This is a genomic window from Roseovarius sp. MBR-154 (assembly GCF_053628595.1).
In genome coordinates this window covers 74,639-93,235 of sequence record NZ_JBRJGR010000010.1, presented here as the reverse complement: position 1 = coordinate 93,235, position 18,597 = coordinate 74,639, and the positions used below count along the sequence as shown (strand labels likewise).

Below are 18,597 nucleotides of genomic sequence, written 5' to 3'. Positions count from 1 at the left end.
CCCCATGCACACAGCGACATGACGGGGCGTGATCCATGTCTTCAGAGCGTTTGCCAAGGGCAGGCCGATCCGGGCTGAGCCGCGTGGTCGAGGCCGCGATCTGGATCGCGGGCCTCGGCCTCATCGCCTATCTGGCGCTGTCGGTCTTCGGGCTGGTGTCGCGCGGTCCGGTCTTTTACGTGAATTTCGCCATGGCCATCGTCGGCATGAGCGGCCTGCTGGCGCTGAGCGAGATCGACGCCCCCGCCGAGATCGAGGGCGAGGCCGGGCACCGGGTGCGCGCCCCCGCCCTGCACCGTGTTCTGGTCCTGCTGGCGATGGGTTCGGGCCTTGGCGGTCTGGGCTATTTCTGGTGGCATCTCGAATGGATGGTGATCAACGCGCCGTTCTTCGACCCGGTGACCCTCTGGGCCGGTTACCTGATCATGGGCAGCATCATCTACCTGACCTGGTTTCACTGGGGGTTGCTGCTGTCCTCGCTCTGCGCGGGCGCGATCCTCTATTTCTTTTTCGGCCAGCATATCCCCGTGAGCCTGCTGCGCCACACCGGCTATTCCGACGGCTTCGTGATGAACTACGTGTCGCTCAACACCAATCAGGGGTTTTTCCTGTTCTCGGGCGTCGCCGCCGACCAGATATTCCTGCTGATCATCTTCGGCACCACCCTGCTGGGCACCGGGATGCTGCGCCTGACCATCGAGATCGGCAAGGCCACCGGGCGGTCGGTGCGCGGCGGCGCGGCGCTGCCTGCGGTGATCGCCAGCGGCTCCATCGGTGCGGTGATGGGGCAGGCGGTGTCCAACGTGGTGCTCAGCGGTCGGTTCACCATCCCGATGATGAAGCGCCACGGCTTCGGCGCGCCGATGGCGGGGGCGATCGAGGCCTCGGCCTCTTCGGCAGGGCAGATCCTGCCGCCGGTGCTGGGGCTCGCGGGGTTCCTGATCGCGGCCTTTCTGGGCTTGCCTTACGTCGAGGTGGCGCTGGCGGCGCTGATCCCCGGGCTGCTCTATCTCTCCGGGGTGCTCTTTTCCATCGGGGTCTATTCGTTGCGACGTGATCTGCCACGGCTCGACGAGCCGGTGGACGGGCGGCTGATCCGGCGCATGGCACCGACGTTCCTTGTCTCCTTCGTGCTGGTCATCTGGCTGTTGCTGGGCTTTCGCTCGGCGGGCTATGCCGCGTTGGCGGGGATCGCCGCCGCGCTGGTTCTGTCGCAGCTTCAGGGGCCCTACCGGCCGTCATGGGCCGAGCTTGTCGCCTCGGTGCGCGAGGGGCTGGTGCTGACCACGCTGTTGTCGCTGCTCATTCTCGCCATCGGCCCCTTGGGGCAGGTCATGACCAGCACCAACCTGTCGGGACGGCTGGCAACGCTACTGGCCACCACCCTGCCCGACAGCGAGATCCTGCTGCTGATCGGGGCGATGCTGCTGTCACTGGTGCTGGGCATGGGGTTGCCCACGCCGATTGCCTATGTGGTGGCGTCGCTGGCGGTGGTGCCGTTCCTGCAGGAGGTGGGGGTCGATCCGCTCAGCGCGCATTTCTTCGTGTTCTACTTCGCCGTCTTCTCCACTCTCTCGCCACCGGTGGCGGTCTCGGTGCTGGCGGCGGCGAAGCTGGCGCGGGCCTCGTTCTGGACCACGGCGATCCGCTCGCTGCAAATCGCCAGCACCACCTTCATCATCCCCTTCGCCTTCGTCTTCAACAAGCCATTGCTGAGCTTTCCCGATATCGATGCCACGGTGATCGTGCCAGTGCTCGAGGTGCTCGCCACGCAGCTTGCAGGGGCCATCGCGGCGTTCGGCTATTGCTTCCTGCCGCTGGGATGGGCCGGGCGTGGCTATTTCTACCTCGTGGTCGCGCTCGGATATGTGACGCTCACGCAACATGGCCGACCGGTCGCACTCGATCTGATGCTTTGCGGTGCCTTGGTTCTGGGGTTTGCCGCCTGCCTTGTCGCCGCACGACGCCGGGCGGAGGCCCGGGCGTGACCGCAACCGAAAGCGAGAAGCCATGATCCTGATCGGCCGCTACCTGTCGCCCTTCACCCGCCGCGTCGCGGTGTCGCTCGCGCTGCTCGGTCTGCCCTTCGAGCGCCGCCCGCTCACTGCCTGGCATGATCTGGAGGAGTTGCGCCGTCTGAACCCGGTGGGGCGCGTACCGGCGCTGATCCTCGACGACGGCGAGATGATCTTCGACAGCAGCGCCATCCTCGACGAGATCGACCGGATCGTGGGCCCGGACCGCGCGCTGCTGCCCACGGGCGGCCCCGAACGGCGCGGGGCGCTGCGCGTCACCGCCGTGGCCCTGGGCGTCATGGACAAGGCCGCCGCGGCCCGGTACGAGCGCGTGATGCGGCCCGAGGAAAAGATCCACCAACCGTGGATCGAGCATAATATCGGGCAGGTGATGTCGGGCCTTGTCTGGCTGGAGGATCACTTCGCCGACAGCGCCCTGCCGCCCCCGATCTCGCAGCCGGTCATCTCAACCGTCGTGGCGCATGACTTCCTTGCCGTCGCGATGGCCGAGATGGTCGATCTGGAGGGATTCCCAGCGCTGCGCGCACTGTCGCGAGCCTGCGCCGATCTGCCCGCCTTTCACGACACCCGCCCCGAGATCGACCTTTGAACGGAGGACCCCCATGAGCAAACCCTGCATCATATGTGTCGCCATGACCGGCGCCGTGCCGCGCAAGAAGGACAACGCGGCGGTGCCGATCACCGTTCCCGAACAGGTCGAGTCGATCCATGAGGCCTTTGAGGCGGGGGCCAGCATCGCCCATTGCCATGTCCGCAACGAGGACGAGAGCCCGACCAGCGACCCCGAGAAATTCGCCCGCCTCAAGCAAGGGATCGAGCGGCACTGTCCCGGCATGATCGTGCAGTTCTCGACCGGCGGGCGCACCGGCACGGGGCGCGAGCGTGGCGCGATGCTGAGTCTGCGGCCCGACATGGCCTCGCTCACCACCGGATCGACCAACTTTCCCGGCCGCGTCTACGAGAACGCGCCCGAACTGATCGACTGGCTGGCCGGAGAGATGCGGACCTACGGCATCAAGCCCGAGATCGAGGCCTTCGATCTCGGCCATATCTTTCACGCCGCGGCGATGAACCGCGACGGGCGCATTCCGGGCAGCCTCTACATCCAGTTTGTGATGGGGGTGAAGAACGCCATGCCGGTGGATCGCGAGGTGTTCGATTTCTACATCCGCACCGTCAACCGCCTGGTGCCGGATGCCGAATGGTGCGCCGCCGGGATCGGCCCCGGGCAGATCGTGGTCAACGAATGGTGCATCGCGGAGGGCGGCCATTGCCGCACCGGGTTCGAGGACAATGTGCGCCTCGACCGCGACCGGCTGGCCCCATCGAACGCGGCGCTGGTGGCGCGCACGGCCGAACTGTGCGCGCGGTACGGGCGGCCGGTGGCAAGCCCCGCGCAGGCGCGCGAAATCCTCGGACTGAGCCCGGTTTCATGAGGCCTTGTCCGGGGCACCTGCCAGCACCTCCGGCAGCTTGACGCGCTGGATCTTGCCCGAGGGACCCTTGGGCAGTTCGGGAAGCACATGCACCCGGTCGGGTGATTTGAACGCCCCCAGACGCGCGCGGCACAGCTCCAGCAGCGTCTCCTGGGTCAGAGTAGAACCCGCACGCAGCGTCACCGCCGCCTCGACCCGCTCGCCGTAGTGCGGACACGGACAGGCAAAGGCCGCGGCCTCCACCACGTCGGGATGGGCATAGAGCACCTCGTCGATCTCGCGGGGGGCGATGTTCTCGCCGCCCTTGATGATCAACTCCTTGAGCCGTCCGGTGACATAGAAATACCCCTCCGCGTCGCGCCGCCCCAGATCGCCGGTGCGCAGCCAGCCGTCGGGGGTGAAACTCTCGCGCGTGGCCTCGGGATTGTGCAGGTATTCCAGCATGACGTTGGGGCCCTTAACGATGATCTCGCCCTCCTCGCCCGGCGGCAGCGGGCGCAGGTCGGGCCCCGCCACCTCGGCGCGGTTGCCGATGGCGACGCCCGGCGAGCCGATCTTGCGGGTGGCCGGCGGCAGCGGGTTCGACAGGATCTGCGCCGCCGTCTCGGTGAGGCCCATGGTCTCGATGAGGGGCACGCGAAAGCGCGCCTCGAAGGCGGAATGCACCTCGACCGGCAGCGGCGCGGAGGCCGAGCGGCCGAAGCGCAGGCGGGCGCGTGTTTCGGGACAGGGTTCGGTGTCGCCGTGCAACAGGTGCGAGATGATGGTGGGCACCGCCGAGAACCAGGTCGCCCGCGTCTCGGCGGCCTGCGCCCAGAAGCGGCTGGCGGAAAAACGGCTGCAGAGCGCCAGTTGCCCGCCCGACACAAGCGATCCCATCATCGACACGCAAAGCCCGTTGATATGATAAACCGGCAGCACGCAGAGCCCGGTATCCTTGGCACCCAGATCATGCGCAACGGCGGTGGTCCAGCCCCCGGCCAGCAAGCTCGACTGACTATGCACCACGCCCTTGGGCCGCCCGGTGGTGCCCGAGGTATACATCAGCAGCGCGTGATCACCGGGCGCGACCGGGTGCAGCGGCACATCCCCTGCGCCGCCGTCCGGGTCGAGAGCGGCGATGCACCCACCGGGATTGGTGGTGGCGAACAACGCCTCCTGCGAAGGATGCACCAGCGCCACCCTCGCGCCGGAATGGTGAAGAGCATAGCCGATCGCCTCGGGCCCGGCCGCGAGGTTGATCATGGTGGCGCGAAAGCCGCCGTAGAGCGTGCCCAGCAGTGCCTCGATCCCGGCCTGCCCGTTGGGATGCAGGATCGCCACGCTCTCGCCGCGCGCGATCCCGTGCGCGGTCAGCATGGTGGCGATCTCCGCCGCGCGCCTGCGCAGCGCGGGCCAGTCGATTGCCGTGCCCTCGTCGGGGAAGGAGATGGCTGGCCCGCCCGCCCCGGCGCGGGCGTCGATCCAATCGCGCAGGGTTCGCTCGGGCGGCTGGTCGTGGCGCAGCGTCATTTGCCGGCCTGCTCCCAATAGCTGCCGAAGATCTCGTCCAGGGTCGGCTCCTGCGGCGGGATTTCGCGAACGATTTTGGTGGTTTGCAGGAAATGCCGCCAATGCAGGTTGTCGTCGATGGAATTGCCGCCCCAACTGCCGCAGCCCATCGACAGCGAGAACGGCATGCCGTTGTTGAAGGCCCCGCCGGTGGCGAAGGCATGCGGCTGGTTGACGATCACCCGGCAGGTGGGCAGCGTCGCCCCGAGATGGCGCGCGCGGGCGTCGTCGGCGCTGTGCAGGCCCACCGAATGACCGGCCCCCTGATGCGTCAGGATGCGTGCGACCGTCGCGGTCGCCGCCTCGAAATCGGCGGCGCGGTAGAGCGCCAGGACCAGGCTGAGCTTTTCGCCCGACAAGGGATGATCTGAGCCGATGCCGCGCGTCTCCACGGCGACGAAGCGGGTGCCCCGGGGCACCTGCCCGGCGAGCCCCAGCGCCTCGATCATGCGCTCGGGGTCCTGCGCGATCACCGCGCGGTTGAGATGTCCGTCGGACCACAGGCGCGCGGTGATGCCCGGTGCCGCGCTCTCGGGGACAAGCGCCCCGCCCTCCTGCGCGAGCGCCGCGATGAACTCATCATAGACCGCATCGACAACCACGACCGCGTTCTCCGAGGAACAGGAGGTCGCATTGTCGAAGGTCTTGGAGGCCGCAATCCGCGCCGCCGCTGCCGCCAGATCGGCGGTCTCGTCGACGATGACGGTGACATTGCCCGCGCCCACCCCGATGGCCGGGGTGCCGCAGCTATAGGCGCGGCGCACATTGTCCTGGCTGCCGGTCACGACGACCAGATCCGACATCTCCAGCATGCGCTGTGTCTTGGCCTTTGAGCCGGGGGCGGGCAGCATCTGTACCAGATCGGGATCCAGCCCGATCTTGGCAAACTCGGCATGGATATGCTGCAGCAGCCGCTCGCAGGTGGGCACCCCCTTGGGCGAGGGCGACAGCACGATGGCATTGCCGCATTTCAGCGCATTGATGATGTTGTTGGCGGGGGTGGCACCGGGATTGGTCGAGGGCACGACCGCCCCGATCACCCCGATGGGCCGGGCAATCTCGGTGATGCCGGTGGCCGGATCGTCGCGGATCACGCCAAAAGTCTGCGCCTTGGCGATATCGCGCATCAGGCCGAGGGTCTTGCGGTGGTTCTTGGTAATCTTGTCGGGCACGTTACCCAGCCCCGTCGTCGCGACCGAGAGTTCGGCCAGCGTGCGGTTGCGACCGGGTTCCATGATCGCCCAGGCCGCAGCCTGCGCGGCCCGGTCATAGCGCTCTTGCGAGCCGTCGGCTTCAAAGGCGCGCTGCGCCGTGCGGGCCCGGTCCATGACCCGCTCGACAGCGGCGATATCATCCTGTGCGATCATCTGACATTCCTCTTTCGGGTGGCACAGACCAGTTGACCATTCACGCTACGTGATGAAAATAGGAATGCAAATGTTTTCATAAACGGTCGGGAACGCGGTCCAGGTGTCTGATATAGATAACGGAAAAGTGGATATCGTGGCCGTTGCGAAGGCCGCCGGGGTATCGCCCTCCACCGTGTCACGCAGTTTCAACCATCCCGCGCTGGTCAGCCCGGCCACCCGGAAACGGATCACCCGCGCGGTGGAAAGGCTGGGTTATATCCGCAATCGCGCGGCCCAGTCGATGCATGGGCGGCGCAGCGCCACGGTCGGGTTGATCGTGCCGACCATCGACCACGCCATCTTTGCCGAGGTGATCCAGTCCTTCTCGGAGGCCATCGACCGCGCCGGTTTTTCCCTGCTGATCGCCTCGCACTCCTATGACCTTGACCGCGAATACGCGATGATGCGCAAGTTGATGGAGCATCGGGTGGACGGGATCGCGGTTGTCGGGCTGGAACACGCACCGGCCAGCCTGCGCTTGCTGGAGCAGCAGGGACTCCCGGCGATGGCACTGTGGAATTACGCGCCCGATGCCGTCTTGCCCTGTGTCGGCGCGGACAATCGCGAGGCGGGGCGGCTTGCGGCCGAGCATCTGCTCGGGCTTGGGCATCGCGAAATCGGGCTGATATTTCCACCGCCCGACGGCAATGACCGCGCCAGCACCCGGCTCGCGGGCGCGCGTGAGGGGCTGTTGGCCGCAGGCATCCCGCCGATCGAGGAGTGGCAGTGGGAGGTGCCCTATAGCATCGCACAGGCCAAGGAGCTGGCGCAGGGCCTCTTGCGGCGCGACCACCGTCCGACCGCGCTCTTGTGTGGCAATGACGTCATCGCGCAAGGCGTGATCTACGGCGCGCAAAGCTGCGGCCTTGGGGTGCCCGGTGACGTGTCGGTCATCGGGATCGGCGATTTCAAGGGATCAGGCGAGATCGAGCCCGGCCTGACCACGATCCGCATCCCCGCGCGCGCCATCGGAGAGATCGCGGGCGAGCGGTTCACGGCGCTGATCACCGGGGCCACCGAGGAGCATTTCCGGATCAGGTGCCCGCTCGAATGCATCCTGCGCGGAACGACGCGGGCGGCGCGGTGACTTGCCGGTGGACAAATCCGGGGGCCGCTGCAAGACTGCCGGGCAGAGCGCATCGGGGCACCGTCCGCGCGGCCTGCCCTCTCCCGGCATCGGCCAGCCGGTGCCGGGGCGATGCCCGAAATTTTGCCACCTGATCGGATACACACCCATGCACGCCATAAGTTACAGCCGTTTCGGCCCACCCCACGAGGTTCTCACGTCCTGCGAGATACCGACGCCCGACCCGGGTCCGGGCGAGGTTCTGGTGCGGTTGCATGTCTCGGGGGTGAACCCGTCGGATGCCAAGGCCCGCGCCGGGGCGCGCCCCGGTGTGACCAAGCCCGCCTTTCCCCGCATCATTCCGCATTCCGACGGCGCCGGGGTGATCGAGGCGGTCGGCGAGGGCGTGCCCGCCGCGCGCATCGGCACGCGCGTCTGGATCTGGAACGGTCAGTGGCAGCGGGCCTTCGGCACGGCGGCGCAGTATATCGCGCTGCCCTCGGCGCAGGCCGTTGCGCTGCCCGAGGGGGTGGAATTCGACATCGGCGCCTGTCTCGGCATCCCGGGCCTGACGGCGGCGCATACCGTCTTTGGTGGCGGCGACGTGGCCGGGCAAAGGCTGTTGGTGTCGGGTGGGGCGGGGGCTGTCGGCCACAACGCCGTGCAGCTTGCCAGCGCAGCGGGTGCGGAGGTCATCGCCACCTGTTCGGCCTCCGCGATGGAGCGGGTGCGCGCGGCGGGGGCGGCGCAGGTCTTTGACTATGCCGATCCGGAACTGGCCGAAAAAATCCTCGACGCGACGGGCGGGCATGGCATCGACCGCGCTGTCGAGGTGGAATTCGGGGTCAATGTCGCGCTGCTGCCCGAGGTGATGGCCCCGAACGGCACCATCGCCACCTATGGATCCTTCAAGGACATGACCCCGCAGATCCCGTTCGGGCCCTATCTTTTCAAGGCGCTGAAGATCGACATCGCGCTGATCTACATCCTGCCCGAGGCCGAACGGCAGGCCGCCATCACGCAGCTCACCAAGGCCATCGAGGCAGGCACGCTGCGCCCCGCCATTCACGCGCGGTTTGCCCTCGTGGACTGTGCCACAGCCCATGACACGGTGATGCAGCCGGGGCGTGCGGGCGCGGTGCTGCTCGACATTGCATGACCGGCTTTAATCGGGGGATCTGCCCGCCTTTGGCCGCAGCGAGGCGGCGGATTGGCTGAACAGCACGGTATTGTTGTCGACCCGGTGCCGCCCGCCATTCTGTTCGGATTTGTGCAGGTCGATGGCGCGCTGCACCGCCGGGCGCGTCTTGATCCGGGCGCGCCAATCGGCGACGCGGGGGAAGGCGTCGAGCGAGGCACCGAGCGGCTTGGCGATGAAGGCCCAGGGAAAGGCCATCATGTCGGCGATGGAATAGTCGCCCAGAATGTAATCGCGCCCTTCAAGACGGTTTTCCAGCACGCCGAGGTTTCGGTCGTATTCGCCAAGGTAACGCCTGAAGCCATAGGTGCGGTCATCCTTGGGCGCATAGTTGCGGAAATGGCTGAGCTGGCCTGCCATCGGCCCCTGATTGCCGACCTGCCAGAACAGCCATTCCATCAGCTCCTTGCGGGCGCGCAGATCTGTCTTGGGCGGGGCGAATTGCCCGGTCTTTTCGGCGAGATAGAGTAGGATTGCCCCGGATTCGAACATCGTCACGGGGTCGTCGCCCCAATCCGCCCCCGGCGCATGGTCCACGATGGCGGGCATCTTGGCATTGGGGCTGATCGCCAGAAACTCGGGCGTGAACTGGTCGCCCTCGCTCAGCCGCATCAGGATCGGGCGATAGGCAAGCCCGGTTTCCTCGAGCATGATCGCGGCCTTCCAGCCGTTGGGCGTGGGCGCGAAATAGAGGTCGATCATGCCGGGCTCTCCTGCGTGTCGGTGGCGATACCCTCGGCGATCATCTCGGCGATTGCCGCGTCATCATAGCCCGCCTGCCCGAGCACCGCGCGGGTATCCTCGCCCAGACGGCGGGCGGGTTGCGGTGCCTCGGGCGGGGTGGCGGAGAACCTTGCGGGCGTGCGGGTCTGGCGGATCGGGCCTGCCTGCGGGTGGTCCTGCTCGATCACGATGCCATTGGCCTGCACCTGCGGGTGCCGGTAAACCTGATCGCGGGTCAGCACCGGCGCGCAGGGCACGTCATGGTCGCTCAATCGCTGCATCCAGTTGTCGGTGGTGTCGGTGCGCAGCGCCTCCTGCGTCAGTTCCAGCCGGGCGGGTTTGTTGTCTTCGCGCGCGGCCACGGTGGCAAAGCGTGGGTCTTCCAGCCACTCGGGCCGCCCGACCGCCGCCGAAAGCCCCTTCCATGTGCTGTCGGTATGCGCCGAGACCGCCATCCAGCCATCGGCGGTCTGATAGATCAGTTCGACAAAGCTCTGCGCCTCGGCGCTTTTGTCGGGCTGGGCCTCGTCCCCGACAAAGGTGTGGCCCGCCATGTCGGAACTCCACAGGAAGGCCAGCACGGTGTCGAGCATCGAGACCCGCACATGGCTGCCCTCGCCGGTGCGGGAACGCGCCAGCAGCGCGGCAGTGATCGCCTGCGCGGTCTGGATAGCGGTCAGCTTGTCGGGCAGGATCGTGCGCACCAGCCGGGGGCGCGCAGCATCGGCGCCGCCCTGCACGCTCGCCAGCCCCGACAGCGCCTGAATGAGCGGATCGTAAACCGGCTTGCCCGCCCAATCGCCCTCGAACCCGAACCCCGCGATCGAGGTGTAGATGATATCGGGGCTGACCGCGTGCACCGCCGCCTCGCCCAGACCGATTCGTTCGGCCACGCCGGGGCGGAAATTCTGCACGAAGACATCCGCAGTTTTGCAAAGCCGCAGCGCCGCCTCGAGCCCGCGCGGGTGCTTGAGATTGAGCGTGACCGATTTCTTGCCGCGGTTGTTGTTGAGATACGAGGCCGAGAACCCGCCCCGCCGCCCGGTCACCTGCCGACTGAGATCGCCGCCGTCGGGGTGCTCGATCTTGATAACCTCTGCGCCCTGGTCGGCGAGCGTCATAGTGGCCAGCGGGCCCGAGATCATCGTGGTCAGGTCGATGACCCGAAATCCGTGCAAGGGGCCTGGCATGTGGTCGGTCTCCGGTCCGGGGGATGCGTGCAGCCGTGCAAGCCTAGCAAATGACGGCCCGGCGTCACAAGACACCGGGCCGGTTTTGTCAGACATGGCGACAGGCGGCGGCCTGTCGGATGTGCGTTCAGGCGGCGTCCTTGCGCGCCTTTTCCCAGGCGAAGCTCTTGAAGGCCTCGTCCACCGGCGTCTCGGCCAGGTGATTGGTGTAGTTCGACATGACCTTTTGCGACAGGCCAAGGATCACCTCGAGCACCTGACGCTTGGTGAAGCCCGCGTCAAAGAAAGCCTGCAACTCGGCCTCGTCGACATGGCCACGGCCACGGGTGACGGCCAGCGTGAAGTCGCGCAGCGCCTCGAGCCGGGCATTGGGCAGCGGGGTCTCATCGCGCAGCGCGTCGTTGATCGCGTCGTCGACCTTCATCCGCTTGGCGATGCCGCTATGGGCGGGCACGCAATAGGTGCAGTTATGCTCGACATTGATGGTCTGCCAGACCACGGTCAGTTCGTCCTTGTCGAAGCTGGTCTGCTCGGCGAACATCTGGTGCAGTTGCTGATAGGCCTCCAGAAGCGCCGGGGCCTCGGCCATCACGGCATGCAAACCTGGAATGCGGCCAAAGGATTTCTGTGAGTTTTCGAGCAGCGGGCGGCTCTCTTCGGGGGCGGTTTCGATCGTGTGCAGGTCAAAGCTGGGCATGCGGTTCTCCTTGTGGATGGTGATGTAAATTCTTGAGTGATTGCTCAATTATCTTTCCTACCTTTACTCGGGCGAGTATACAAGATAATTCTTGAGCGATCACTCAATTGAGATCGAGGTGTCAGGCATGGGCAGAACGACCGGCTATGACCGGGACACGGTATTGCAGGCGGCAATGGAGCTGTTCTGGGCGCGCGGCTATCACTCTACCTCGCTCAAGGATCTCGAGCGGGTGCTCGACATGCGCCCCGGTTCGATCTACGCCGCCTTCGGCTCCAAGGAGGCGCTGTTTTGCGCAGCACTCGACCGTTATGCCAGCATCGGGCAAAGGAACCTCGCCGAAACGCTGGCCAGGGCACCGTCGCCGATCGCGGGGCTGGCAGCACATGTGCGCATGATTGGCCGCCTGATGTCCGGCAATCCCCCGTCGCGCGCCTGCATGATGGTCAAGACCCTGTTGGAGACACCCGATGACGATCCGGTTTTGCGCCGCACTGTCGAGCGTATGATGCGCGAGGTCGAGGCCGGTTTTGCCGATGCGTTCCGCGACGCGCGCCGCGCGGGCGAGATCCCGCCCGGTTCGGATCCGGAGCGATTGGCGGCGCGGTTGCAGGCCTCGATCTTTGGCCTGCGCGCCTATGCGCAACGCAGCGATGCAGGCGGGACCACGCAACGCCTTGCCGATGATATCGCCCGCGAGATCGAGGCGCTGGCAGTCTGACCGGCCCGCCCGTCTGCGCTACATCACCGCCCCGATCTGCCAGGGCACGAATTCGTCATCGCCCAGCCCCTGCGCCTCTGACTTGGTCCGCTCGCCCGAGGCCATGCGCAGCCACATCGCGTAGATCTCGCGCCCGACCTCCTCGACCGAGCGGCCATCCGACAAGATCACGCCCGCGTTGACGTCCATATCCTCCGACAGCCGCGCATACATCTGCGAATTGGTGGCGACCTTCATCGAGGGCGAGGGTTTGGCACCAAAGGCCGATCCGCGCCCGGTGGTGAAACAGACGATCTGACAGCCCGAGGCGATCTGCCCGGTGACCGAGGCCGGATCGTAGCCGGGGCTGTCCATGAAGGTGAAGCCTTTGGCCGTCACCGGCTCAGCGTAGTTGTAGACCCCCATCAACGGGGTCGTTCCCCCCTTGGCCGCCGCCCCGAGCGATTTTTCCAGAATGGTGGTCAGCCCTCCGGCCTTGTTGCCCGGCGAGGGATTGTTGTCCATCGAGCCGCGATTGCGGGCGGTGTAATCTTCCCACCAGCGGATAAGGCCGATCAGCTTTTCGCCGATCTCGCGGGTCGCGGCGCGCGCGGTCAAGAGATGCTCCGCGCCGTATATTTCAGGCGTCTCGGCCAGCACCCCGGTGCCGCCCTGCGCCACCAGCAGATCGCAGGCATGGCCCACGGCGGGATTGGCGGTGATCCCCGACCAGGCATCCGAGCCGCCGCATTGCAGGGCCACCATCAGCTCCGATGCCGGGCACGTCTCTCGGCGCGCCGCATCGACCTCCGGCAGCATCGCCTCGATCTTCGAGATGCCCAGCTCCACCGAGCGCCGCAGCCCGCCCACATCCTGTATGTTCATCGTCTGGAATGTCGGGCCGGGTGTCAGCCCATAGGCTTCGATCAGCCAGTCGATCTGCATCATCTCGCAGCCCAGCCCGGCCAGCAGCACGCCGCCCACATTGGGATTGCGCGCATAGCCCCAGAGCACCCGTTGCAGCGCGGCAAACCCCTCGCCATCGCCGCCCATGGCGCAGCCCGTGCCATGCACAAAGGCCACCACGCCATCGACATTGGGATGGGCCGCCAGCCGCTCGGGCGTGAAATGCGCCGCGATCTTGCGCGCCGCCGTGGCCGAACAGTTCACCGAGGTGAGCACCGCGATATAGTTGCGCGTGCCGACGCGGCCGGTGGCCCGGCGATAGCCCATGAAGGTGTCGGTCTTGTCCGGTTGGCTGGCCGGGCGCAGGTTGGTCGAGAACTCATAGGCCGCATCGACATTGCGGAATTCCAGGTTGTGGGTGTGAACGTGGCTTCCAGCCGCGATGTCACAGGCGGCATAGCCGATCACCTGTGCATATTTGCGCACCGCCTCTCCCTTGGCGATGTCCTGCACGGCGATCTTGTGACCGCGCGGAATGGCCTCCACCGCCCCTGCCGCACCGGGCAAGAGCGATACGGCGGCGGTCTCGACATTATCTTCGGGCGAGAGGCGGACGGTTTGCACGGGCATTTCTCCAGAACTGAGCCGGGTCTCCGGCAAACGTCGCGCAATCCCGGCACGTGGTCAAGCTTTGGTATACCAAATCTGACGGCACGGACGAGGCGATCTTGCGGGATCAGGCGGCCCGGCTCAGAGAATGCCGCGAATGCGCTCGATGGCGGTTTCGATATTCTCGGCGGAATTGGCGTAGGAGAAGCGCAGATAACCTTCGCCGTGGCGGCCAAAGGAGGTGCCTGCCACCGTCGCCACGCCGGCCTCGTCGAGGAACCGGTCCTGCGCCTGCGCCGAAGTCATTCCAGTGCCTTCGATATTCGGGAAGGCGTAGAACGCGCCGCCCGGGTCGGTGCAGCGCAGGCCCGGCAGGCTGTTCAGCGCCTCGACGATCAGCCGCCGCCGGGCATCGAAATGGCGCATCATCTCGTCCACCGCATCCTGCGGCCCGGTCAGTGCGGCAAGCCCGGCATATTGCGACGCCGCGTTGACGCAGGAATGATCGTTGATGCAGAGCCGCGTCGCGTGCCCCACCGCCGCGTCGGGCCAGACGGCGTAGCCCAGCCGCCAGCCGGTCATCGCATAGGTCTTGGACCAGCCGTCGAGCAGGATCAGCCGGTCGCGGATCTCGGGGTATTGCAGCAGGCTCACATGTTCGCGGCCGTCATAGAGCATGCGGCTGTAGATCTCGTCGGAGAGCACCGCCACGTGGGGATGGTCCGCCAGACCGGCCACAAATTTGTCGACCTCTGCGCGCGGGGTGACGCCGCCGGTGGGATTTGCGGGGCTGTTGATGATGATCAGGCGGGTTTTCGGCGTGATCTGCGACAGCACGGTTTCGGCGTCGAAGGCAAAGCTGTTTTCCTCGCGCAGGGCGATCGGCACCGGGGTGGCGCCGGAATAGCGGATGACCGATTCGTAGATCGGAAAGCCGGGGTCGGGATACATGATCTCGGCCCCCGGCTCGCCGAACATCAGCACGGCAAAGAACATGGTCGGCTTGCCGCCGGGCACCACCACGACGTTGTCGGGGTTCACCTCGGCCCCGTGGCGGGCGTGCAGATCGGCGGCCACGGCCTCGCGCAAAGCAGGGATGCCGTTGGCGGGGGTATAGCCGTGATGACCGTCGCGCAGCGCCTTGATCCCGGCTTCGACGATATGCGGCGGGGTCTGGAAATCGGGCTGGCCGATGCCGAGATTGATGATGTCCTGGCCCTGCGCCGCCAGAGCCTGCGCGCGCGCCAGCACGGTAAAGGCCGATTCGGTGCCGAGCCGCGACAGGCTGTCGGCGAAGTGCAGGTGTGACATCGGGGTCTCCGGCATGTGTGAGGCAGGCGCGAGGCGCGTCAGCTCCTGGCGTCTTCTTTGGGCGACATTTCTGACGTCTCGCCGTCTTCAACCACCTCGGCCTCGACCACGTCCTCGTCGGACTCGTCCTCACGCTTGTCCTCGACCGTGCCGACGATCAGCGGAAGCATTTCGAGCCCGGTGGGCGTGGCCATCGGCGAATTGGGCGGCGCGCGCCAGCTGAGCGTGTCGAATGTGCCGCAATTCTCGCAGGAGGGCACCCATTCGGCATGGATATGCTGACACTTGTCACACACCCATTGCGGCCCGCGCGGCGCGCTGAGCGCGCGCGCCAGCCAGCCCTTGACCACCGCGTCGGGCGCACCCTCGCCGCGCTCGATGGCGGCCATGATGGTGAGCGCGCGGGCATCGGGCTCAACTTCGGCGAGATCACCGAGCGCCCGCCGCGCCGCCGGGAAATCCTCGGCGGCGAGGTTCAGTTCCGCCTCGAGCAGCCGCGTCTCGCGATTGTCGGGATGCACCTTCAGCAGCTTGCCGAACCGCTTGAGTCGCTGTCTCGGGCTTTCCTCGGGTTCGATCGCGGCGAAGGCGGCGGCGAGATCGGGATGCGGGCGCACCAGCCATGCCTTGTTGATCACCCGCACGGCGTTGCGCTTCTTGTCCTGCTCGACATAGCCGCGCGCCGCCAGAACCGCCGCCGGGATCAGGTCGGGCGAGAGCTTGTTCGCCTCGATCGCCGCCTCGCGCGCCTCGATGCTCTTGCCCTCGTCCAGCACGTCGCGCGCCTCCGAGAGGGCCAGCACGGCGTCGCGCCGCTTGTGCACGTCACGCGGCAGATTGCCGTATTTCAGCTTGGCATTGAGCGTGGCGCGGGCGCCTTTCCAGTCGCCCGCCCCGGCCTGCAATTGCAGGAGCGTGTCCTGCACCTCCGCATGGCGCGGCTTGAGCGCAAAGGCGGTCTGCGCCAGTTTCATCGCCGTTTCGGTATCGCCCTCTTCCAGCCGCTTGCGCAGGATGCCACGGATGCCAACAAAGCGGGTTTTCTCATTGGTCAGCAGCCGCTTGTAGGCTTGTTCCGCCTTGGTCTTGTCGCCCGCCATTTCGGCGGCCTGCGCGGTAATCAGGTCGGTGAGCGCGGGCTTGCGCAGATAGCCTTCGGCCTTGGCGGCCTTGGCCATCGCCACATTGCCCTCGCCCGAGGCCAGCGCCAGCATGCCCTCGCTCAGCGCCCGATAGCCCTTTTCCTGTCGATTGCGGTCGAAATAGCGTGACAGCGCTGTCTCATCCCCGTTGATGAAGCGCAGGACCGCGACCAGCATCGCCGCCAACTTCATCAGCGCCCAGATCGCCAGCACCAGAATGACCAGCGCGATCACCGCCTTGATCGGCGTCAGGTTGATCTCGACCCCGGCCATGACGATGCGCACACCGCCCTCAAGCTCCAGCAGAAAGCTTGCGCCGAACGCCAACGCGGCCACCAGGGCGATGAAAACGGCTATCTTGATAATCGACCAGAGCATATGGATCGCCTTTTCTAACTCAATTCAACGTGTCGGCCAGCGCGTTGGCCGCCGACAGGGCCGCGTTCCGGCGCTCGGCCTCGGCGGCCCAATCGCTCAGTTCGGCGCGCGCGCCCTCGGGCAAGGTCTCGATCTCGGCCAGCGCATCGCCCAGCCGTCCGTCGCGAACCGCCGCCTCGGCGCGCGACAGCACCGCGTCCGGGTCATCGCCCTCTTGCGGCTCGAGCGAGCGGATGCCAAGCTGGCTCTTGAAGAAACCGCCGACGCTCGACGCGGCTCCGCCATCGGCGCTGCGCACTGCCGCGAGCGCGGCGCGCGCGGCCTCGGGGAAACTCTCGGTCAGTTCAGCCCGTGTCGGCACGCCGTTTTCGGCCACATCCGAAAGCGCGGCGGGTATCTCCGCCCCGGTGTCGCGCAGATCGGCAAGCGCGGCAGTGAACTCATCGCCGCTGTCGAGCGCGGTCATCACCCGGGTCAATGCGGCACGCCGCAAGGTGGCGCGCGCGCTGTCGCGCGCGGCGGCCTCCTCTGCTTCGGCCTCACCCTTGAGGGCGTCGATCTCGGCGCGCTGTGCGTCAAGCGTCTCACGCTGTGCGCTCAAAGCCGCACTCAGTTCCTCGATCTGCTCCGCCGATACATCGCTGCGCCCGATCTCGGGGGCGGGGCGATCCTCAAGCGCGGCAATGCGGCTTTCCAGGTCGCTGATCTGGTCGGTGAGGCCGGTTAGCGTCTCGCCCAACCCGCTTACCTCGCCGCTCAGATCGGGGCCCGGGGTGAAATCTTCGACCGTGGACCGCAAATCGCCGAGCGCGGTTTCCTGTGCCGCGATGCGATCCTGCAATGCGGCGGGGTCAACGCCGTCCTCGGCCGGGCTCAGCGGATGGTCGGGCAGGACATAAGGGGCGGCGATCACGCCGATGCCTGCGGCCACAACCCCGCCAAGCAGCATCGACCAAAAGCCACCCTGCCGGATCGTGACCTGTTCGGTCTTTGTCACCGGGGCCGGAGCAGGTGTCTCGGCCTCGTCGGTCTGCTGACCGGCCTGCGCCTCTTCGGCCTCGGCTACGGTCGCGACCTCTGCCATCGGGTCATCGTCCTCGGGGAGGGCCGTTCGCTCGTCTGCGGTCTCTTGCTCTGGTGTGGCGTCGTCGGGCGCGGCCTCGGCGGTGCTATCCGCGCTCTCCGAGCCCGGCACTGTCTCCGGCTCGCGTGGCTCTTCTTCGGAGTCTGGCGTCTCCTGCGCCACCTCGGCGTCAAACGGGTCCTCTGAGGTTTCTGCCTCGGGTGTATCCTCGGGGGTATCGCTCACAGGCACAGGTGTTTCGGAGGGCGGCAGCTCGGTTTCGGTCGCGGACGCGTCCTCGGCAGCCTTGTCCTGCGCCTCGGTCTCGTCCGTCTCAGGGGTCTTTTTTGTTGCCACGTCTCGCCACCTTTTCGAATCTCACCACGTCAAGCTGTCAACCTGACCTTACTGCGCCCGTTTTCCACCCTCAAGCCGCTTGGCTTCTTTCACCAGATCGTGCACCTCTTGCGCCATTGAGTCGACATCGGGTTTCCGGGCAATGCGCAGACTATGGGCGGCCCCCTCCGGCACGGCCTGTGCGACCTTGCGGCTGATTGCCGCGACGAGGAGCGGTGCGTGGATCGGCCCCGCCTGCGCAAAGACCAGCCGCGCGCTGCGCGGTGACATCAGGGGCAGGATCACCGGGTCTTTGCCGGCCAGAAGCCGATGCACTTCCGTGCTCAGGGCCTGTGGCTGCTGATCATAGACAACCGTCTCGTGCGCGTCATGTCCCGCCGCCCGCAACGCGCCGGTGATATCCGCGGCCACATGCGCCCCGCGCAGATGCAGAAATGGCCCCTCGCTCCTGTCCCGTGCAATCCGGTCGAGCAGCGCCCCGGCATCGCCACCGCACGCAATCGCCGTCAGGCCCTGCGCACGCGCCGCCTCTGCCGTCGCCTCGCCCACTGCGTAGCAGGTGAAGTCACGCCGTGCCGTCACGCGGCAGAACCCGTCCACGCCGTGCCGCGAGGTGAAGATCAGGACCTCACCGCCCGCGAGCGGCGGCAATTCCCCGCGCAATTCGATCCGCATCACCGGCGCACAAAGCACGTTCACCTCCGGCCCGCACACCTCACGCAGCCGCGCGGCAAAACGGCCCGCTTCCGGCTCGGGCCGGGTGATGAGGATCGTCACGGGCATGGATCATCCAGAGTTGTTGGCTGCCTCATTCGGTGTTACCTG

General features: G+C 66.7%; 16 protein-coding genes. 6 read left to right on the top strand and 10 right to left on the bottom strand.

What is annotated here, in order from left to right:
• Positions 1-35: 35 nt before the first annotated feature.
• Genes ACSSV4_RS13670 through ACSSV4_RS13660 form a run of 3 tightly spaced genes read left to right on the top strand, consistent with a single transcriptional unit; the run spans position 36 to position 3,472 of the window.
• Positions 36-1,988: a TRAP transporter permease gene (locus tag ACSSV4_RS13670; RefSeq protein WP_454275671.1), complete on the top strand. Its 1,953-nt coding sequence runs from the start codon at positions 36-38 to the stop codon at positions 1,986-1,988.
• A 22-nt stretch (positions 1,989-2,010) separates the two neighbouring features.
• A complete protein-coding gene (locus ACSSV4_RS13665) occupies positions 2,011-2,625 on the top strand; it encodes a glutathione S-transferase family protein (RefSeq protein WP_454275670.1) in 615 nt (204 codons plus the stop codon).
• Between the two features lie 13 nt (positions 2,626-2,638).
• Positions 2,639-3,472, top strand: coding sequence for a 3-keto-5-aminohexanoate cleavage protein (locus ACSSV4_RS13660; protein ID WP_454275669.1), 834 nt, complete (start codon positions 2,639-2,641; stop codon positions 3,470-3,472).
• Here ACSSV4_RS13660 and ACSSV4_RS13655 read toward each other — a convergent pair.
• On the bottom strand, positions 3,467-4,984 hold the full coding sequence (locus ACSSV4_RS13655) for an AMP-binding protein (protein ID WP_454275668.1): 1,518 nt from the start codon (positions 4,982-4,984) through the stop codon (positions 3,467-3,469). The two genes, ACSSV4_RS13660 and ACSSV4_RS13655, sit on opposite strands and share 6 nt — an antisense overlap.
• Positions 4,981-6,390 carry an acylating sulfoacetaldehyde dehydrogenase gene (gene sauS, locus ACSSV4_RS13650; RefSeq protein ID WP_454275667.1) on the bottom strand — a complete coding sequence of 470 codons (1,410 nt, stop codon included), beginning with the start codon at positions 6,388-6,390 and terminating at the stop codon, positions 4,981-4,983. Before sauS ends, ACSSV4_RS13655 begins: the two co-directional genes overlap by 4 nt.
• A 103-nt stretch (positions 6,391-6,493) precedes the next feature.
• Between sauS and ACSSV4_RS13645 the strand changes: the two genes are divergently transcribed.
• Both ACSSV4_RS13645 and ACSSV4_RS13640 read left to right on the top strand, forming a co-directional pair.
• Positions 6,494-7,519: a LacI family DNA-binding transcriptional regulator gene (locus ACSSV4_RS13645; protein ID WP_454275666.1), complete on the top strand. Its 1,026-nt coding sequence runs from the start codon at positions 6,494-6,496 to the stop codon at positions 7,517-7,519.
• A gap of 148 nt (positions 7,520-7,667) precedes the next feature.
• Complete coding sequence (locus ACSSV4_RS13640; RefSeq protein ID WP_454275665.1) at positions 7,668-8,657, top strand: NADPH:quinone reductase; 990 nt, start codon at positions 7,668-7,670, stop codon at positions 8,655-8,657.
• A gap of 6 nt (positions 8,658-8,663) precedes the next feature.
• Here the strand turns inward: ACSSV4_RS13640 and ACSSV4_RS13635 are convergent, their stop codons facing one another.
• The 3 genes from ACSSV4_RS13635 to ACSSV4_RS13625 all read right to left on the bottom strand — a co-directional run bounded on the left by ACSSV4_RS13635 (position 8,664) and on the right by ACSSV4_RS13625 (position 11,306).
• The gene (locus ACSSV4_RS13635) at positions 8,664-9,398 is read right to left on the bottom strand and encodes a glutathione S-transferase N-terminal domain-containing protein (RefSeq protein WP_454275664.1); all 735 of its coding nucleotides are present in this window, start codon (positions 9,396-9,398) and stop codon (positions 8,664-8,666) included.
• On the bottom strand, positions 9,395-10,609 hold the full coding sequence (locus tag ACSSV4_RS13630) for a CaiB/BaiF CoA transferase family protein (protein ID WP_454275663.1): 1,215 nt from the start codon (positions 10,607-10,609) through the stop codon (positions 9,395-9,397). Before ACSSV4_RS13630 ends, ACSSV4_RS13635 begins: the two co-directional genes overlap by 4 nt.
• 127 nt (positions 10,610-10,736) lie before the next feature.
• The gene (locus tag ACSSV4_RS13625) at positions 10,737-11,306 is read right to left on the bottom strand and encodes a carboxymuconolactone decarboxylase family protein (RefSeq protein WP_454275662.1); all 570 of its coding nucleotides are present in this window, start codon (positions 11,304-11,306) and stop codon (positions 10,737-10,739) included.
• A 127-nt stretch (positions 11,307-11,433) separates the two neighbouring features.
• Between ACSSV4_RS13625 and ACSSV4_RS13620 the strand changes: the two genes are divergently transcribed.
• Positions 11,434-12,027 carry a TetR/AcrR family transcriptional regulator gene (locus tag ACSSV4_RS13620; RefSeq protein WP_454275661.1) on the top strand — a complete coding sequence of 198 codons (594 nt, stop codon included), beginning with the start codon at positions 11,434-11,436 and terminating at the stop codon, positions 12,025-12,027.
• An 18-nt stretch (positions 12,028-12,045) separates the two neighbouring features.
• Here the strand turns inward: ACSSV4_RS13620 and ACSSV4_RS13615 are convergent, their stop codons facing one another.
• From ACSSV4_RS13615 to ACSSV4_RS13595, 5 genes are all read right to left on the bottom strand, one after another.
• Entirely contained in the window at positions 12,046-13,536 is a 1,491-nt protein-coding gene (locus ACSSV4_RS13615; protein WP_454275660.1) for a UxaA family hydrolase, read from the bottom strand.
• 126 nt (positions 13,537-13,662) lie between these two features.
• Positions 13,663-14,832, bottom strand: a complete 1,170-nt coding sequence (locus tag ACSSV4_RS13610; protein ID WP_454275659.1) for a pyridoxal phosphate-dependent aminotransferase — start codon at positions 14,830-14,832, stop codon at positions 13,663-13,665.
• Positions 14,833-14,870: 38 nt separating this feature from the next.
• Positions 14,871-16,352: a heme biosynthesis HemY N-terminal domain-containing protein gene (locus tag ACSSV4_RS13605; protein ID WP_454275658.1), complete on the bottom strand. Its 1,482-nt coding sequence runs from the start codon at positions 16,350-16,352 to the stop codon at positions 14,871-14,873.
• Between the two features lie 19 nt (positions 16,353-16,371).
• Positions 16,372-17,772 (bottom strand): COG4223 family protein, encoded by a 1,401-nt coding sequence (locus ACSSV4_RS13600; RefSeq protein WP_454275657.1) that lies wholly within the window; start codon positions 17,770-17,772, stop codon positions 16,372-16,374.
• A gap of 48 nt (positions 17,773-17,820) precedes the next feature.
• On the bottom strand, positions 17,821-18,555 hold the full coding sequence (locus tag ACSSV4_RS13595) for a uroporphyrinogen-III synthase (RefSeq protein ID WP_454275656.1): 735 nt from the start codon (positions 18,553-18,555) through the stop codon (positions 17,821-17,823).
• Positions 18,556-18,597 lie beyond the last annotated feature (42 nt).